Source organism: Paraburkholderia phymatum STM815 (genome assembly GCF_000020045.1).
In the GTDB taxonomy this organism is placed as follows: domain Bacteria; phylum Pseudomonadota; class Gammaproteobacteria; order Burkholderiales; family Burkholderiaceae; genus Paraburkholderia; species Paraburkholderia phymatum.
The window spans coordinates 292,152-308,334 of record NC_010625.1; the positions used below are offsets into that span (position 1 = coordinate 292,152).

Consider the following 16,183-nt stretch of genomic DNA (forward strand, 5'->3'; position numbering starts at 1 on the left):
TGATACGCACAGGGAACGGAGCATGTGCATGCGGCCTGGCGCTTGAAATGCCAGACCCGTTCGCCGTTTTGATCAGAGGAACACCCTCTCACAGGAGATCAACATGTCTCGCTATCACGCTCGCATTACGGGTAAAGATCAGGCGGCGCTGGCCGATCTCGTGACGAAGCACAAGATCATCGTCGCGCGCCATACGATCGAAAAGGTTCACGACGGCTATCGCATCGACGCGCATGCAACGGATGCGCAGCTAAAAGCACTCGAAGCAGCAGGGTATACCGTCGATCGTCGGGAGGACGCGGAAGCCGAGGGCAAGGTGCGCCAGCGAGAGACGCGTGCAAGGACAGCCGGGCCGCAAGAGCCCGAGTCGTTGTCGGTCGCAGCGGGCACGGGTTATCTGGATGTCGAGCAGGTCGAGGCCGCGCTGGCGGCGGCAACGGCCACGCCCAACGATACGTTTGCCAGGCTGATCAAGCTGCCGCATGCCACGTGGGAAAAACGCACTTGCCATGCGCTGAAAATCGGCAACGGCAGTGGCGCGGCGCGGCCCGGCATTTATTTTCTGGGCGGCGTGCATGCGCGCGAATGGGGCAGCCCCGACATCCTGATTCATTTCGTGCAGTTGCTTTCCAATGCGTATACGACGCATACGCCCATCAAGATCGGCAGCCGGACGTTCAGCGCGGCGGACATCAAGCATGTCATCGAAACGAAAGACCTGTTCGTATTTCCGCAAGCCAATCCCGATGGCCGCCATTACAGCATGACGGCGGAGTCCATGTGGCGCAAGAACCGCCGACCCGCGCCGGCAGGCCATACGAAGCCGCAATGCTGCGGCGTGGATATCAATCGCAACTACAACTTCCTGTGGAATTTCCCGCAGTACTTCGATCCGCAAAGCCCCATCGCCAATTCCACCGATCCCTGCGATTACGAGGTGTACATCGGTCCTTCCGCCGAATCCGAGCCCGAAACGCAGAACGCCGTCTGGATGTTCGACACCTACCCGAACATCCGCTATTTCGTCGATCTGCACAGCTATTCGGAGGACATTCTCTACAACTGGGGCGACGACGAAGATCAGAGCAGCCACCCCGACATGAACTTCCAGAACGCCGCATACGACGGCAAACGTGGCATCGCCAACGACAACGCATATCGCGAGTTCATCAAAAGCGAGGACAAGAAGATCGCGGTACATCTCGCGAACGCGATGCGCGATGCGATCAGGGCGTCGCGCGGACGCGTGTACAAGACGGAACAGTCGATGAGCCTTTATCCGACAGCCGGCACCTCCGATGACTACGCATTCAGCCGTCACATCGTCGACGCGAAGAAGGCGAAAGTGTTCTCCTATACGATCGAATGGGGCAGCCCCGACAATCCGACGCCGTTCCATCCTGCGTACCCGGAGATGAAGCAGATCATCGACGAGGTCACGTCAGGGTTGCTGGCGTTCTGTATCGAAGCGAATTGACCAGGCCGCGGCGCGGTGCTTAACGGCAATGCGCGAGCGTTTGCGCGTCGCTTGTTTCCGCTGATGCATGCCGCATCAGTCCCGCGTGGAGCCGACACGCCAAAGTTTTGCGACGCATTCGCGAACTGAGACGCATGGTAAAGCCCACGCCGGAAGCCGCGCTATTGTTGTCCCAAACGAGCAGGACGGGCCGCAGCGGTGCATCGCTGATATGGCGGCACCGCGGGCGCGCTGACGCAACTGCTGTCGCGGGAGACAGTCGAGCGCGGCCGGTCCGGCAACGATACATAAAGATCGGGGGCCAACATGCCAGTAATGAAGATGGAAACGCCGGCGGACGTCGCGACGCTGCGCTCGGCGAGCCTTGCAGATGTGGAACTGGAGCATCTCGAAAGGATGGTTCAGTACGTGGTTCGCCGGACGGAAAGCGACGACGTGTCGAAGCTGGACTACGAATACTGGGGCAAACGTCTGCGCAAGCTTGCGCAAACTTACGATCTGGTCACAACGCAGCGGCAGCGGGTGATCGCGCTGCTGGACCTGCTCGAGCGGGAAGCGGTGTATCAGGCGCGGCGCACGGTCGCCGTCTGACCCGTTGCGCACGGAACGCAGCGCTGGCTAGGCCAGCATGCCCAGCGCCGTCTCCAGCACCGTGTGCTTGAATTTCTTCTCATGCTCGGGCAGCGACGAGAACGCGCGCATCAGATGGCTGTACGCGACCGTCTTGCTGATCGCGTTCAGCAGCATGAAGAACATCACGCTGGCGTCCTTGATCTTCATCTCGCCGTGCCTGGCGGCATCCGCGAAGAGCGGCACCAGCGCGTCATGGTAAGGGCGCACCAGCCGCTCGATCAGCACGTTCAGCCGTTCGCCTTCTTCCGTCGCTGCCGTCGAGAAGAAAATGCCGACGTCGGGGTCGCTGAACACTTCGTCGATAAACCTCACGACGGCACTCTCCACACGCGCCCTCGCGCCCAGCCGCGAACGCTGCAAGGCCCCCGTGGCTTCGATCATCGGCGCCATCTGTTCCGCGATCTGCTCGACGACCGCGAGCCACAGCGTCTCTTTCGAACCGAAATGATGCGCGACGAGCGCCGCATCGACGCCTGAATCGCGCGCGATCTCGCGCACGCTGGTCGCCTCGAATCCCCGTTTGCCGAACGTCTTGCGCGCATTGCGCAGGATCAGGTCCGGCCCGACCGACGCACTCGATGCCGGGCGTCCGCGCGCGCGCTTCGTTTCTTTGCGGGTTTCCGCTGCTGCCACTACGTCTTTCATTCGAATTGACTTGCCGATCGTCAGATCAGGCGTGAGTTTAACCGAGCCCCCGGAAAGGGGCCGAAACGCGCCGGTTTTGACACGGGCTCTCAACGCCGCTACGATCTCAATATTCATCACATGTTGAATTAATCGAAATGTCTGAGCGTGTACGGATTGAACCCGTCGCCGATGTGTGGCCCCGCACCGTCGCTGCCATCCGCAACTTCGAGGTCAGGCGGGAGCCCATCGAAACACCGCGGCCGGGCGGGCGCCGGGCGCGTGCGGCGGCAAGCTGGGATGAGCGCAGCCAGCCGACCGTGCGCGTGCTGGACAAGCCCACGCCGCACACGCTGACGGTCTCGTGGTGTGATGCGCGCACGGGCCACTACGGCTATCAGACGTGGCGCGTGCACATCGCGCGCAGAGCAGGCACTTGCGTGTTGACGGGGCGCGCGATCGCGGCGGGAGAAATGGTCTATTGCCCGCGCGCGAACGGCACGCCGCCGGGCAACGCGGGCGCGATGATCGTCGCCTCGGACATCGGCTGGTAAAGGCGGATTGTCAAGTCGGGCTGGGAAGCCGCACGCTGTCGAGGCGCGCGCGATCTCCCGGACCGCCCGCAAGCCCCATCTGTCGCGGATTGACGACATGGAAAGACTTTGAAATAAAGCGCCATGACACATTGGACGGGCAGTTTGCGGCGGGCTTGTCACTCACGGGCACGATGAACGGCGACGGGTTGTGTTTTAATCACGGGTACCGCTGTTGCCTTTCAACATATCCGTTTTCGATCACCACCAGATGTCCCCCGTCGTCAAGTCCGAACTGCTGGAAAAACTGTGGGCGCGCATGAGCGAGCGCGGGGATTTTCCGATGCTCTCGCAGGCGCTGCGCTCCACCGTGTCGGCGATGAATAACGACGATCTGGACTTCACGTCGCTCGTGCAGGTCGTGCTTTCGGATGTTGGCCTCACGCAAAAGGTGCTGCGGCTCGCCAATTCGGCTATGTATGTCGCGTTCGGCGGCAACATCACCACGGTGACGCGGGCGCTGATGGTGCTCGGCATGGATACCGTCGGCCATCTCGTGGTCGGGATGAAGATCGTCGATCACTTCCATCAAAGCGCACCTCACCGGATCGACGCGAAGCTGGAACTGAACCGCGCATTGCTGTGCGGAACCGTGGCGCGGCGCATCACGGAAGGCTTCGATCTGCGCGTCGCGGAAGAAGCCGTGGTCTGCGCGCTGATGCGCCAGATCGGCCGGCTGCTGGTGGCGTTCTACCTGGAAGGCGAGTGGGACCGGCTGCGGCGCACAGCGGCCAGCGAGGAGGTCGACGACAGCGAAGCCTGTGCAATGCTGCTGGGCGTGAGCTTCGAGGACATCGGCATCGAGGCGGCGCGCCGCTGGCGGCTGCCGGAGACGATCTCGGCGGGCATGCAGGCGATCGGCGCGCCGTCGGATGAACCGCTCTCCGAGCAGGTGCGCTGGCTGCGGGCCGTCAATAGCTATGCGACGGAAGTGGGCAACGCGCTCGTCACCCACGCACCGGGCGACGAACTGGCAGGGCGTCTCACCGAACTCGCCGCGCTCTATAGCGACGCGCTGCGGATGGATGCGTCGCGGCTTGCTCACCTGAGCGCCGCGTTGATCGACGAAGAGAGCAGCGAAGGTCTGATGCAGGAGATTTCCGAACTGCGTGCGCATGCCGACGCGATCGTGCGGACGGGCAAGTCGGCGCAGGCGCGTCTGTCAGCGGGGCTCGAAGACTTGCGCGCGCTGCCGTCGAGCAAGGCGCTGTCGCCCGTGCTGACGCTCGCGTCGGAGACGATTCTGGCGGGCCTGTCGCTATCGCGCACGCTCGTGTTCGTGCGTCAGGCTGACGCGCGTTATCACGCACGCATTGGCTTCGGTCCCGACATGGAGCGCATGCTGCCGACGCTCAACTTCGGCGCGGGCTTTCAGCCCGACGTGTTTCATCTCGCCATTGCGAATCCCGTCGGCATTTTCATCGAAAACGCGCACGAGCCGCGCATGGAAGCACGTCTGCCCGACTGGTTCAAGGCGCATCTCGCCGACGCAGAGGCGTTCGTGCTGCTGCCCGTGAGGGCCAAGGACACCACCGTTGCGCTGGTCTACGGCGACTGGACCGGCCCGGCGGCAGTGCACAAGATCACGCAGCCGGAAATGGCCGTCCTCAACGAACTGACGCGCGAGCTGAGCCGTTTCTTTTACGGCGCGAATCTCGAAGAAGCCGAAATGCTGTGAGCGCAGATGTCAGCGCGCCGCACGCGTGCCGTGCATGTCGCGGCATGCGGCAGCGTTCAGTCACTCAGCGTTGCCACCCCGCCAGCAGCGCGGGTAAGTGCGCCATCTGCTCGAACACCTCGGCGACCCCTACGGTCCGCAATGCTGCCTTCGAGCTGTGGCCTTTTTCGCTGGGACTGTAGCCGAACACGGTCGCGCCTGCAGCGCGGCCTGCCGTGGCGCCCGTCACGGTGTCCTCGACCACTGCGCAGCGCGCGGGATCGACGCCGAGCCCCGCGGCCGCCGCGAGATAGACATCCGGATAAGGTTTGTTGCGGGCCGTTTCATGGCCGCTGTAGATATGGCCGTCGAAAAATTCAAGCACGCCGATCTTCGCCAGTTGCAGCCGAATCTTGAGACGATCCGCGCCGGACGCGACGGCGATGCGTCCGTCCACCCGCGCGTACAGGTCCGCCACGGACGCGACGATGCCGTCGATCGCCGTCACCTCGCGTTCGAGCGCGGCATTGCGGCGCTCGCGAAACGATGCAAGCCATGCACGCGTGATCGTCACGCCCGTTTTCGCCTCGATCAGCGGCGCCTCGTCCATCACCGTCTTGCCGACGAAGATCGACATCGCTTCGTCGACGCTTAACTGCCAGCCCAGTTCGCCGAGCATGTCTGCCAGCACGGTATTGGTGATCGTTTCCGAGTCGACGAGCACGCCGTCGCAGTCGAACAGTACGGCGTCGAAGGCAAAAGCAGACATCGCGATCCTTTGTGAGTCGGTCAAACCCGTTAGGTTATCGCGACTCGACGCCGTCTGCTGAAAAATGGCTACAAGAAGCGAGTGCGCGCGGCAGCCACGTCTAACCCTCAGCAGCGGTGGCGCAGGCCGACTCGCGTCACGACCTGCGGATTGGCGCCCGCATTGCCGATGAACGGCGACGAACCCATTTCGGCCTGCACGGGCACTTGGCGGCCCGCGACGACCGGATTCCTGAAAATCGTCTTCTTGACGGATTGTATGACAGGAATATAATCCGCTCATGAGACGACGCCTCGCGTTCGTCAACGCAATGAAGGCGCCGAAGCGGCACGCCAATATGACGGAGACATCATGCAGATGGATGCGAGCATCGGAGCGCGTCTGGACACGACGCGCGGCGGCGGCGCTCAAATAAGCGACGAAACAATCGGCCGCGCACGACGCATCGCCCTGGAGGCGTTACACGAACCACTCAAACAAGGACACTCGAGACATGTCATCGCCCATAGAGCAGTATCGAATTTACGCAGTCAAGTACGCACATTTCGAGCGCCGTTCTCGCGACAACTTCATCGGCGGCGATTCGCATGACGTGCCAATGCCGCTCGATTACTTCGTGTGGGCCGTGGTGGGCGAATCGCGCACGTTCATCGTCGACACGGGCTTCGATCAGACGATGGCCGACAAGCGCGGCCGCACGATCACGAATACGGTGGCGCGTGGTCTCAACCAGATCGGCATTCGCGCCGATGATGTCGAAGACGTGATTATCACGCACATGCACTACGATCATGCGGGCAATCACGCGCTGTTTCCGCGTGCGCGCTATCACCTGCAAGATCGCGAGATGGCGTATTGCACGGGCCGCTGCATGTGTCATCACGCGCTGAGCCATCCGTTCGAGCCGGAGGATGTGAAATCGATGGTCGGGCGCCTGTTCGAAGGACGCGTGCAGTTTCATGACGGCGCATCGCAGATCACGCCGGGCCTCAGCGTGCATTGGGTCGGCGGGCATACAAATGGTCTTCAGGTGGTGCGCGTGCATACGCAGCGCGGCTGGGTCGTGCTCGCGTCGGATGCGTCGCATTTCTACGCGAACATGCAGGAGCACCGGCCGTTCCCTGTGGTCTACAACGTTGGCGACATGCTGGAAGGCTATGAGGCGGCACATCGGCTCGCGAGCTCGCCGAACCACGTGATTCCCGGCCACGATCCTGCTGTGCTGACACGCTATCCGTCACACGACCGCGCGACGGAAGGCTGGGTCGTGCGGCTCGACGCCGAAGCACGCTAGCCGAGGCGACACATGACACTGAAAGGCAAAGGCGCACTTGTGACGGGATCGTCGAACGGCCTGGGGCTTGCGATGGCGCGTGCGCTTGCGGGGGCCGGTTGCGACATCGTGCTGCACGGCCTCGAAACGCCGCAGCAGATGGCGCGCACGACAGATGAGCTGGCTGCATCGTTCGATGTGAATGTCGCATACGTGCAGTCGGATCTCGCGAGTGCAGCTGGTGTCGATGCACTGATCGACAACGCGCAGGCAAGGATGAAGACGCTCGACGTGCTCATCAACAATGCGGTGGTGCGCCACTTCGCGGGTCTCGAATCGTTTCCGCTCGAACACTGGAACAACGCGCTTGCCGTGAATCTGACGGCCGCGTTTCGCGCGATTCAACTGACTTTGCCCGGGATGCGCGAGCGCGGCTGGGGACGCATCTTCAACATGACTTCGGTGTACGGCGCCCGCGCCATCGCGAATCGCGTGGACTATGTGACGACGAAGACGGCGCTGCTCGGCCTCACGCGCTCGGTTGCCATCGAAACGCTGAATCAGGGCATCACGTGCAATGCAATCTGTCCGGGCTCGGTGCTGACGCCGAACATCGATAGCCGCATTGATGCGGTGATGCGCGAGCGCGGCCTCCAACGCAGCGATGCGGTGCGTGAATTTCTCAAGGGCAAGCAGCCGACGGGCGAACTGGTCGATGCCGCGCATGTCGGCGAGTTGGTCGTGTTTCTGTGCGGGCCATCGGCGAGCCAGATCACGGGTGCAATGATGCCGATCGAAGGAGGCTGGCTTGCAGGCTGAACCCGTCGATGCAAAGGCATTGCATGGCGGCGCATTGACGCGCACGCTCGCACGCTTCGTCGCTCATACACAGTGGCGCGATGTGCCCGTTGCCGTGCGCAACGAAGCGAAGCGCTCGCTCGTCAATTACTTCGCGGTCGCGCTGGCAGGCGCGCACGATTCGACGCTCGACAGAGCCGTGGCCGTCTATGGCCGCTTTCGCGCCGACGAAAGCACAACGCTCGCCGGCCGCAGCGAACGCACGGACATGCTCAATGCCGCTGCACTCAATGCGATGAGCGCGAACGTCTACGACTTCGACGACACGCATATCCCGACCATCATCCATCCGACGGCAGCCATTGCCGCCGCGCTGTTTGCGCTCGCCGAGTCGCATCCGATGAGCGGCAAAGCACTGCTGCTCGCGTTCGTGCTGGGCGTCGACGTGGCATGCCGTATCGGCAATGCTGTGTCGCCGGAACACTATCAGCGCGGCTGGCACATCACGTCGACGTGCGGCGTATTCGGGGCGGCTGCCGCTGTCGCGAAGGCGCGCGGACTCGATGAAGACGCGATCGTGTGGGCGCTCGGCAATGCATCGGTTCAAACGGGCGGACTCGTCGAGACGCTCGGCACGATGTCGAAGAGCATCAGCGTCGGCAACGCGGCGCGCAACGGACTGCTCGCTGCGCTCCTGGCCGAAGACGGCTTCTCGGGACCCGACGCGCCGCTCGAAGGCGATCGTGGCTTTTTGCGTGTGAGCGCTTCGCATCCGAAGTGGAACGCGCTGACGGAAGGGCTGGGGCGCGAGTGGGAGCTGCTGAAGAACACGTACAAGCCGTATCCGTGCGGCGTCGTGCTGAACCCGGTGATCGACGCGTGCCTCGATGTGCGCCGCGGCGCACGCTGGTCGCTCAACGATATCGAACAGATCGAACTGAAGGGACATCCGCTGTTGCGCGAGCGTACCGACCGCCCCGGCGTGCGCACGGGCCGCGAATCGCAGGTGAGTGCGCAGCACGCGGTCGCCGTCGTGCTGGCGCGCGGCAAGGCGGGCCTCGACGAGTTCAGCGATGCCGCCGTCGCCGATCCGTCGCTGCGCATGCTCGCGCGCCGGCTGCGTTTCATCGACGACCTGTCGTGGCCCGTCGAATCCGCGCAAGTGACGATCGTGCTGCGTTCGGGCGAACGGATCGCACATCGCGTGCATGCGGCTCGCGGCAGTCTCGCTGCGCCGCTAGCCAATGGCGAGCTGGCGGACAAGTTGCATCAGCTTGCAGCGTACGGACGCTCGGGCGTCGATACGCACGCGCTGATCGAGAGGTTATGGAACTTCGAAACGGAGCACGATGCGGCGGCTGTGATGCGTCTCGCGCGTGCTCGCACAACGAGCTAACACGGGTCTTTCATTTACGAGGATTGTTATGTCGAGTAGTCAGGCATCAAGTCAGCAGCGCGGTCCGCTGCTCGGTTTCGTCGGCGTCGGCACGATGGGCCGGCCAATGGCGCGGCGTCTGATCGAAGCCGGTCACGCGCTGGTCGTGTTCGATCGCGACGAAGCGGCCGTCGCGGAACTCAAGGCGATCGGCGCACAGGCGGCCGCGTCCGTGCGCGAGATAGCCGACAGCGCGCGCATCGTGTTCACAAGCCTGCCCACGCCCGCGATCTTCCGGCAGGTCGCGCTCGGCGACGGCGGGTTGATCGAAGGCAGCGCGATCAAGGTGCTCGTCGATTTGTCGACGGTCGGCTCGCGCGTCGAAAAGGAAGTCGCGCAAGGCCTGCTTGCAAAGGGCGTCGAAACCGTCGATGCGCCCGTGAGCGGTGGCGCCGCGGGCGCGAAGAAGGGCACGCTCGCGATCATGGCGGCGGGTAGCCCTGTCGCGCTCGAAGAAGTGCGCGGCCTGTTCGACGTGCTCGGCAAGGCGTTCGTGGTCGGCGACAAGGCCGGTCAAGGCCAGTTGCTCAAGCTGCTCAACAACATGCTGTCCTCGACGGCGTTCGCGATCACCTCCGAGGCGTTCGTCGCCGGTGTGCGCGGCGGGCTGGACCCGGAAGTAATGATGTCGGTGATCAACGCAGGCAGCGGCAAGAACGGCGCGACGCTCGACAAGTTTCCGAAGCACGTGTTGCCCGGCAGCTTCGATTTCGGCTTTCCAGTCGGCAGCGTCTGCAAGGACATAGGACTGGCCGTCGACGAATGCCAGGCGCTCGGCGTGCCGATGTGGGTGGGCAGCGTCGCGCGCCAGATGTGGAACTACGCGGCGATGCAGGACGGCGCCGCGCGTGACATGACGGAGCTCGTCAAATACGTCGAACGATGGTCGTCCGTCGAAGGGCTCGAAGACTGAATCACACACAGCATCACTACGGAGAATCACATGATCGTTGAAATGCGTATCTATCACTGCGCGCCGACACGCCTGCCGGCCTTGCTCGACCGCTTCACGTCCACGACGCTCGGCTTCTTCGAGAAGTACGGCATCCGGCAGATCGGCTTCTGGACCACGTTGATCGGCGCAAGCAACCACGCGCTGACGTACATGATCGAATGGGAAAGCCTGGCCGAGCGCGAGGAAAAGTGGAACGCGTTCCAGGCCGACGCCGAGTGGATCGCCAAACGCGCGGCATCGGAAGCGGAGCGGCCGATTGTCGAGCGTATCGAGAGCCACATCCTGACGCCGACGTCGTTCTCCAAGCTGCGCTAAAGGATGCAAGTCATGACACAACGCAAGCGCATCGGTTTCATCGGACTCGGCATGATGGGCGCGCCGATGGTGCAATGCCTCGTCGACGCGGGCTTCGAGCTTTACGTCGACGACGCGGATGCGGCGCGCGCGGACGCGCTCGCCGCGCAGACGGGCGCGCGGCGTCTGAAACGGGACAACGCCGCGTCGCTCGACGCATTGATCACGATGCTGCCGAACTCGACGATTGTCGAAAGCGTGCTGCTCGGCGGCGGCGCCGACGGTTGGGCGAGCCTGCTCGCGCAGGGTGCGGTCGTCATCGACATGAGTTCGTCCGAACCGGAGCGCTCGCGCAAGCTCGGCGCGGTGCTCGAAGAGCGTGGTCTCGCGTATCTGGATGCGCCCGTGTCGGGCGGCGTCAAGAAGGCGAAGGAAGGCACGCTTGCGATTCTCGTCGGCGGCCATGCGGACGTGCTTGAGCAGTGCAAACCCGTGCTTGCCGCTATGGGCAGGAGCATTCTGCACATCGGCGGCGCGGGGGCGGGTCATGCGGCGAAGGCGCTCAACAACTACGTGTCGGCGGCGGGCCTCGCGGCGACCGTCGAGGCGCTGCACGTCGCGCAACGCTTCGGAATCGAGCCGGACGTGATGACGGACGTGCTGAACGCGTCGTCGGGCCGCAGCAATACGTCGGAAAACAAGGTGAAGCAGTTCATGTTGAGCGGCACGTTCGCGTCCGGCTTTGCGTTGCAACTGATGAACAAGGATCTGAAGATTGCGCGTGCGCTCGCTCAGGCTGTCGGGTATCCAATGGTGCTCGGCGAGACCTGCGCGGCGATGTGGGACGAAGCGGCGCAGCATTCGACGCCCGCCACCGACCACACCGAAATGTATCGCCTGCTCGATCGCGATGCGCGCTGACCGTTCTGCACAGGAGCCTGCCATGTCACATGCAGCGCAGTTTTATATCGACGGATGCTGGGTCGAACCCGCGTCCGCGCGCTGGTTCGATCTCGTCGATCCGTCGACGGAAGGGCCGTTCGAGACGCTCGCTGTCGGCAACGCGGACGACGTGAACCGTGCTGTCGCCGCTGCGCGCCGCGCATTTCCCGCGTGGTCTGCGACGAGCGTTGCGGAGCGCGTCGCGTTGCTGCGCCGCGTGCTGCAGATTTACGAGCGCCGCACCGACGAATTCGCCGAAGCGATGCGCCGCGAGATGGGCGCGCCCATCACGTTCGCGCGCAACGGCCAGGCGGCGCGCGGCCCTGCGCATCTGAACACGCTGATCGACGTGCTAGAACGCTTTGCGTTCGAGGAACAGCGCGGCAGCACGCGCGTCGTGCTCGAAGCGATCGGCGTGTGCGGGTTGATCACGCCGTGGAACTGGCCCGTCAATCAGATCGTCGTGAAGATCGCGCCCGCACTCGCGGCAGGCTGCACGATGGTGCTGAAGCCCAGCGAGTATTCGCCGCTGAGCGCCCTGCTGTTCGCCGAGGTGCTCGACGAGGCGCAGTTGCCCGCGGGCGTGTTCAATCTCGTGAACGGCGACGGTCCGGATGTCGGCGAAGCGATCGCGAGCCATCCGGATATCGACATGGTGTCGTTCACCGGGTCGACGCGCGCGGGCGTGCTGGTCGCGCAGGCAGCCGCGCCCACCGTCAAGCGCGTGGCGCAGGAACTGGGCGGCAAGTCGGCGAACATTCTGCTCGACGACGTCGATCTGGAAGAGGCCGTGAAGCGCGGCGTGGCCGCATGCTTCACGAACTCGGGCCAGTCGTGCTCGATTCCGACGCGCATGCTGGTGCCGCGTCATTTGATGAACGACGCCGCACAGATCGCAAAACGCGCGGCGCAGACCTATCGCGTGGGACCGACGGACGATCCGTCGACGCAGCTTGGTCCACTCGTCAACCGCGCTCAGTTCGAACGCGTGCAAGCGCTAATCCAGCGCGGCATCGACGAAGGCGCACGGCTGGTGGCGGGCGGCACGGGCTTGCCGGCCGGCATCGACAAGGGCTACTACGCGAAGCCGACGATCTTCGCCGACGTCACGCCCGACATGACGATCGCGCGCGAAGAAATCTTCGGGCCGGTGCTGTCGATGATGCCCTACGAGAGCGAAGAGGAGGCCATCGAAATCGCCAACGGCACCGACTACGGTCTGGCTGCTTACGTGCAATCGGCCGATCTGACGCGCGCGCGCAAGGTGGGCCGCGCGTTGCGCGCAGGCGGCGTGCATCTGAACTATCCGCCTGCAGACTTTCACGCGCCGTTCGGCGGCTATAAGCGTTCCGGCAATGGCCGCGAATGGGGTGAAGCAGGCTTGCGCGAATACCTGGAGACCAAGGCGATCGTGGGCTACGGCGCGTCCTGACGGGCGCCGGGCGTGACGTTGTCAAAAAATTTTGCGTGTTTGGATTGTCGGACAATCATCGCGTCAGGCAGATATCGACGCGCGGTGCACGAAACTGAAACGGCTTGAGCAATAGAGGGAGGACTTCGAGATGGATAGCAGCGAGCGTTTTGACAAGGGCTTTGAAAACCGCAAGGAAGTGCTGGGTGCCGGGCATGTCGAGAAATCGTGGGCGAATGCCGACGACTTCAACCGTCCGATGCAGAAGTATGTGACGGAATGCTGCTGGGGCGACATCTGGGGCGACAGGACGCTGTCGTTCAAGACGCGCAGCATGCTGAACCTCGGCATGCTCACGGCGATGAGCCAGCATCACGAACTCGCGGTGCATGTGAAGGGCGCCCTGCGCAATGGCGTGACTCAAGAGGAGATCCGCGCGGTGCTGATGCAGGCAGCGATCTATTGCGGCGTGCCGCTCGCGCTCGCGGCGTTCCGCGTCGCGTCGGAGGCGATCAAGGCGTACGAAGCGGAGACCTCGGCAGCCTGACGATGCGGTGACGCCACGACACCCTGAAAGGCAGCGCGCATGCGGCATGCACTGCCCCACAACGAATGGAGACAACGATGAAAACCCTCACTGCGACCGACATCGTACAGTCCGAAGGCGAACAGTCGATCGAAACGAAAAGACGCAATGCGATCAAAGGCGCATTCTTTTCCGAATACATCGACATGTTCGATATCTATCTGCCCGTCGTCGTGCTGTCGCCGGTGCTTGCGTTTTTCCAGCCGCCGCATCTGTCGAGCGGTATGGAGACGATTCTCGCGTCGCTGGTGTTCATCACGACGCTGCTCGGGCGGCCCATCGGCGCGCTGCTGTTCGGCATGGTCGCGGATCGCATCGGGCGCCGCAAAGCGTCGATCTGGTCGGTGTCGGGCTTCGGCGTCGTCACGCTGCTGATCGCGCTGCTGCCCGGCTACGAGAGCATCGGCATCATGTCGTACTGGCTGCTCGTGCTGCTGCGATTCGTCGACGGGATTTTTCTCGGCGGCGGCTACACAGGGGCGATGCCGCTTGCAATCGAGTACTCGAAGAAGGAACAGCGCGGCTTCGTCGGCGGGTTCATTATCGCGGGCTTTCCGGCTGCGTACGTGTCGATCAATCTCGTCGCGATGCTGATGTTCGCGCTTTTTCCGCTGAGCGGCATGAACTCGCCGTACGCGCAGTGGGGCTGGCGCATTCCGTTCGTGCTCGGTGCGGTGCTCGCGGGCATTCTGGCGATGTACTACGTGCACAAGGTCGCCGAATCGGAGATCTGGAAGAGCGAGGCGGCCGACAAGGGCAATCAGCCTGACAAGCTGCCCCTGACGGATCTGCTGCGAGGCAAAAGCGGGCGCAACCTGTTGCAGGTGCTGGTCATGATGACGGGCTTCTGGCTCACGCAGAACATCATCACCATCTTCCTGCCGACGGGCCTGCTCGTGAAGACGCTGCATCTGACGGGCTTCCAGATGACGTCCACGCTGATGATCACGTACTTCGTGCTGTTCTTCAGCTATATCGGCTCGGGCCTGATCGCGCAGGCTATCGGCCGGCGGCGCTTCTTCGCTATCGTCGGCCCGCTGATTGCAACGGTCGGCGCCGGTCTGCTGTATGTGCTTGCGAACGTCGACGGGCTGTCGCTGCCCGCGATCATCGCGATCGTCTGCGTGCTGGCCGTACTGGTGACGTCGCCGTGGGGCGTGATCGTCACGTACATCAACGAGCGCTTCGTCACCGACGTGCGCGCAACCGGCTTCGGCGTCGGTTTCAGTCTGTCGGTAATCATCCCGTCCTTTTACGCGTTCTATATGGACTGGCTGAGCGCGTTCATGCCGTTGCGCATGACGTCGGTGGTGCTGCTGTGCATCGGCGGACTGATCGGCGCGATCGGCGCGCTGATGGGACCGGAAACGAAGGACGTCGATTTCTGACGAATCACCTGACTGCAAGGGAATGGCGGACATGAACAAGGAAAGGATCGGATTCATCGGGCTCGGTAACATGGGCGGCCGCATGACGCGGCGTCTCGTCGATGCTGGCATCTCGGTGCTCGGCTACGACACGGCGCCCGAGCGCGTGAAGGCAGCGGGCGCGCAGGCTGCATCGTCGATCGCGGACGTGATGAAGTTCGCCGACGTCGTGATGATGTCGCTGCCGGACAGCAAGGTCGTCGAGGCCGTGGTCGAAGGCGACGGCGGCGTGCTCGCGCATTGCCGCGCCCGTCAGATCGTCGTCGATCTGAGCACGGCCGCCGCGAGTTCCACCATACGGCTCGCGCGGCGCTTCACGCAAAGCGGCGTGCAGTATGTCGACGCGGGTATTTCGGGCGGCGCGGCGGCGGCGGAGAAGGGAGCGTTGACGCTGATGGTCGGCGGGGACGCGAGTGCCGTCGACGCGCTCAAATGGGCGTTTGCGCCGATCAGTTCGAAGGTCGCGCATATGGGCGAGAGCGGCGCGGGGCACACCACCAAGCTGCTGAACAACTTCCTCAATGCCGTGAGCCTCTCGGCGAGCGCGGAAGTGATGGTGGCGGGCAAGAAGGCGGGACTCGATCTGCATCTGCTGCTCGACGTGCTCAACAGCAGCAGCGGCGTGAACTTCGCGACGCTGAACCGTTTTCCGAAGATCGTCGACGGCGATTATCTGGAAGGCGGTTTGACGGGCAAGCTGATGACGAAGGACGTCGTGCTGTATGTGGATCGCGCGCGTGAACTCGGCGTGGTGTCGCTGAATGCGGCGGGGCCGCTCGCGAGCTTCGGACTCGGCACGGCGCTGGGCTATGGCGACGTGATCAGCAATCGTGTCGTCGACGCGATCGGCGATGTATCCGGCGGCGTGCGGCTGTTCGACGGGAAAATTTGCAAAGAGGAGAAGCAGGCATGAAGGTATTTCACGGCAGGGCGGAAGGCAAGATGTCGGAGCAGCGCGGCGAGACGTTTTCGGGCACGGTGTGGGCCGACCCGGTGATGCCACCGACGGATGGCGTGACCATCAACACGGTGTTCTTCGCGCCGCGCGGCCGCACGTACTGGCATACGCACGAGCAAGGCCAGGTGCTGCAGGTGACGGCCGGCAAGGGCTGGATCTGCAAGGAAGGCGAAGCGCCGCAGGAAATCCGCCAGGGCGACATCGTCTTCATCGGGCCGAACGAGCGGCACTGGCATGGCGCGAGCGACGGAAGCTACATGGTGCACATCGCGACGTCGATCGGCAAGGCAACGTGGCAAGAGGAAGTCGCCGAAGCCGATTATCCGAAGGGACTGGTTGCGCGCTGAGTTC

Annotated in this window: 17 protein-coding genes; 15 read left to right on the forward strand and 2 right to left on the reverse strand. The window is 63.5% G+C overall.

From position 1 onward, the window contains the following. Window positions 1-103 precede the first annotated feature (103 nt). Complete coding sequence (locus BPHY_RS28940) at window positions 104-1,477, forward strand: M14 family metallopeptidase (RefSeq protein WP_012405009.1); 1,374 nt, start codon at window positions 104-106, stop codon at window positions 1,475-1,477. A 306-nt stretch (window positions 1,478-1,783) separates the two neighbouring features. Beyond that, a complete protein-coding gene (locus BPHY_RS28945; protein ID WP_012405010.1) occupies window positions 1,784-2,068 on the forward strand; it encodes a hypothetical protein in 285 nt (94 codons plus the stop codon). 27 nt (window positions 2,069-2,095) lie between these two features. Here the strand turns inward: BPHY_RS28945 and BPHY_RS28950 are convergent, their stop codons facing one another. Next, the gene (locus BPHY_RS28950; RefSeq protein WP_012405011.1) at window positions 2,096-2,755 is read right to left on the reverse strand and encodes a TetR/AcrR family transcriptional regulator; all 660 of its coding nucleotides are present in this window, start codon (window positions 2,753-2,755) and stop codon (window positions 2,096-2,098) included. Window positions 2,756-2,892: 137 nt separating this feature from the next. On the opposite strand from BPHY_RS28950, the gene BPHY_RS28955 reads away from it, so the two are divergent. Both BPHY_RS28955 and BPHY_RS28960 read left to right on the forward strand, forming a co-directional pair. Beyond that, window positions 2,893-3,288 (forward strand): DUF3331 domain-containing protein, encoded by a 396-nt coding sequence (locus tag BPHY_RS28955; protein WP_012405012.1) that lies wholly within the window; start codon window positions 2,893-2,895, stop codon window positions 3,286-3,288. 250 nt (window positions 3,289-3,538) lie between these two features. Continuing rightward, on the forward strand, window positions 3,539-5,005 hold the full coding sequence (locus tag BPHY_RS28960; protein WP_012405013.1) for an HDOD domain-containing protein: 1,467 nt from the start codon (window positions 3,539-3,541) through the stop codon (window positions 5,003-5,005). Between the two features lie 64 nt (window positions 5,006-5,069). Here the strand turns inward: BPHY_RS28960 and BPHY_RS28965 are convergent, their stop codons facing one another. After that, a complete protein-coding gene (locus BPHY_RS28965; RefSeq protein ID WP_012405014.1) occupies window positions 5,070-5,753 on the reverse strand; it encodes an HAD family hydrolase in 684 nt (227 codons plus the stop codon). Window positions 5,754-6,246: 493 nt separating this feature from the next. On the opposite strand from BPHY_RS28965, the gene BPHY_RS28970 reads away from it, so the two are divergent. From BPHY_RS28970 to BPHY_RS29020, 11 genes are all read left to right on the forward strand, one after another. Further along, window positions 6,247-7,047 carry an N-acyl homoserine lactonase family protein gene (locus tag BPHY_RS28970; RefSeq protein ID WP_012405016.1) on the forward strand — a complete coding sequence of 267 codons (801 nt, stop codon included), beginning with the start codon at window positions 6,247-6,249 and terminating at the stop codon, window positions 7,045-7,047. 12 nt (window positions 7,048-7,059) lie between these two features. Then, the gene (locus BPHY_RS28975) at window positions 7,060-7,845 is read left to right on the forward strand and encodes an SDR family oxidoreductase (protein WP_012405017.1); all 786 of its coding nucleotides are present in this window, start codon (window positions 7,060-7,062) and stop codon (window positions 7,843-7,845) included. Further along, a complete protein-coding gene (locus BPHY_RS28980) occupies window positions 7,835-9,220 on the forward strand; it encodes an MmgE/PrpD family protein (protein ID WP_012405018.1) in 1,386 nt (461 codons plus the stop codon). Before BPHY_RS28975 ends, BPHY_RS28980 begins: the two co-directional genes overlap by 11 nt. Before the next feature lie 28 nt (window positions 9,221-9,248). Further along, window positions 9,249-10,172 (forward strand): NAD(P)-dependent oxidoreductase, encoded by a 924-nt coding sequence (locus BPHY_RS28985; protein ID WP_012405019.1) that lies wholly within the window; start codon window positions 9,249-9,251, stop codon window positions 10,170-10,172. A gap of 30 nt (window positions 10,173-10,202) precedes the next feature. Then, window positions 10,203-10,529, forward strand: a complete 327-nt coding sequence (locus BPHY_RS28990; protein WP_012405020.1) for an NIPSNAP family protein — start codon at window positions 10,203-10,205, stop codon at window positions 10,527-10,529. 12 nt (window positions 10,530-10,541) lie between these two features. Next, window positions 10,542-11,429 (forward strand): NAD(P)-dependent oxidoreductase, encoded by an 888-nt coding sequence (locus BPHY_RS28995; RefSeq protein WP_012405021.1) that lies wholly within the window; start codon window positions 10,542-10,544, stop codon window positions 11,427-11,429. Between the two features lie 22 nt (window positions 11,430-11,451). After that, complete coding sequence (locus BPHY_RS29000; RefSeq protein WP_012405022.1) at window positions 11,452-12,882, forward strand: aldehyde dehydrogenase family protein; 1,431 nt, start codon at window positions 11,452-11,454, stop codon at window positions 12,880-12,882. 130 nt (window positions 12,883-13,012) lie between these two features. Beyond that, a complete protein-coding gene (locus BPHY_RS29005; RefSeq protein WP_012405023.1) occupies window positions 13,013-13,408 on the forward strand; it encodes a carboxymuconolactone decarboxylase family protein in 396 nt (131 codons plus the stop codon). 77 nt (window positions 13,409-13,485) lie between these two features. After that, window positions 13,486-14,835 (forward strand): MFS transporter, encoded by a 1,350-nt coding sequence (locus BPHY_RS29010; protein WP_012405024.1) that lies wholly within the window; start codon window positions 13,486-13,488, stop codon window positions 14,833-14,835. Between the two features lie 31 nt (window positions 14,836-14,866). Beyond that, window positions 14,867-15,787 carry an NAD(P)-dependent oxidoreductase gene (locus tag BPHY_RS29015; protein WP_012405025.1) on the forward strand — a complete coding sequence of 307 codons (921 nt, stop codon included), beginning with the start codon at window positions 14,867-14,869 and terminating at the stop codon, window positions 15,785-15,787. Further along, window positions 15,784-16,179, forward strand: a complete 396-nt coding sequence (locus BPHY_RS29020) for a cupin domain-containing protein (RefSeq protein ID WP_012405026.1) — start codon at window positions 15,784-15,786, stop codon at window positions 16,177-16,179. The genes BPHY_RS29015 and BPHY_RS29020 overlap by 4 nt, the downstream gene beginning before the upstream one ends. Window positions 16,180-16,183 lie beyond the last annotated feature (4 nt).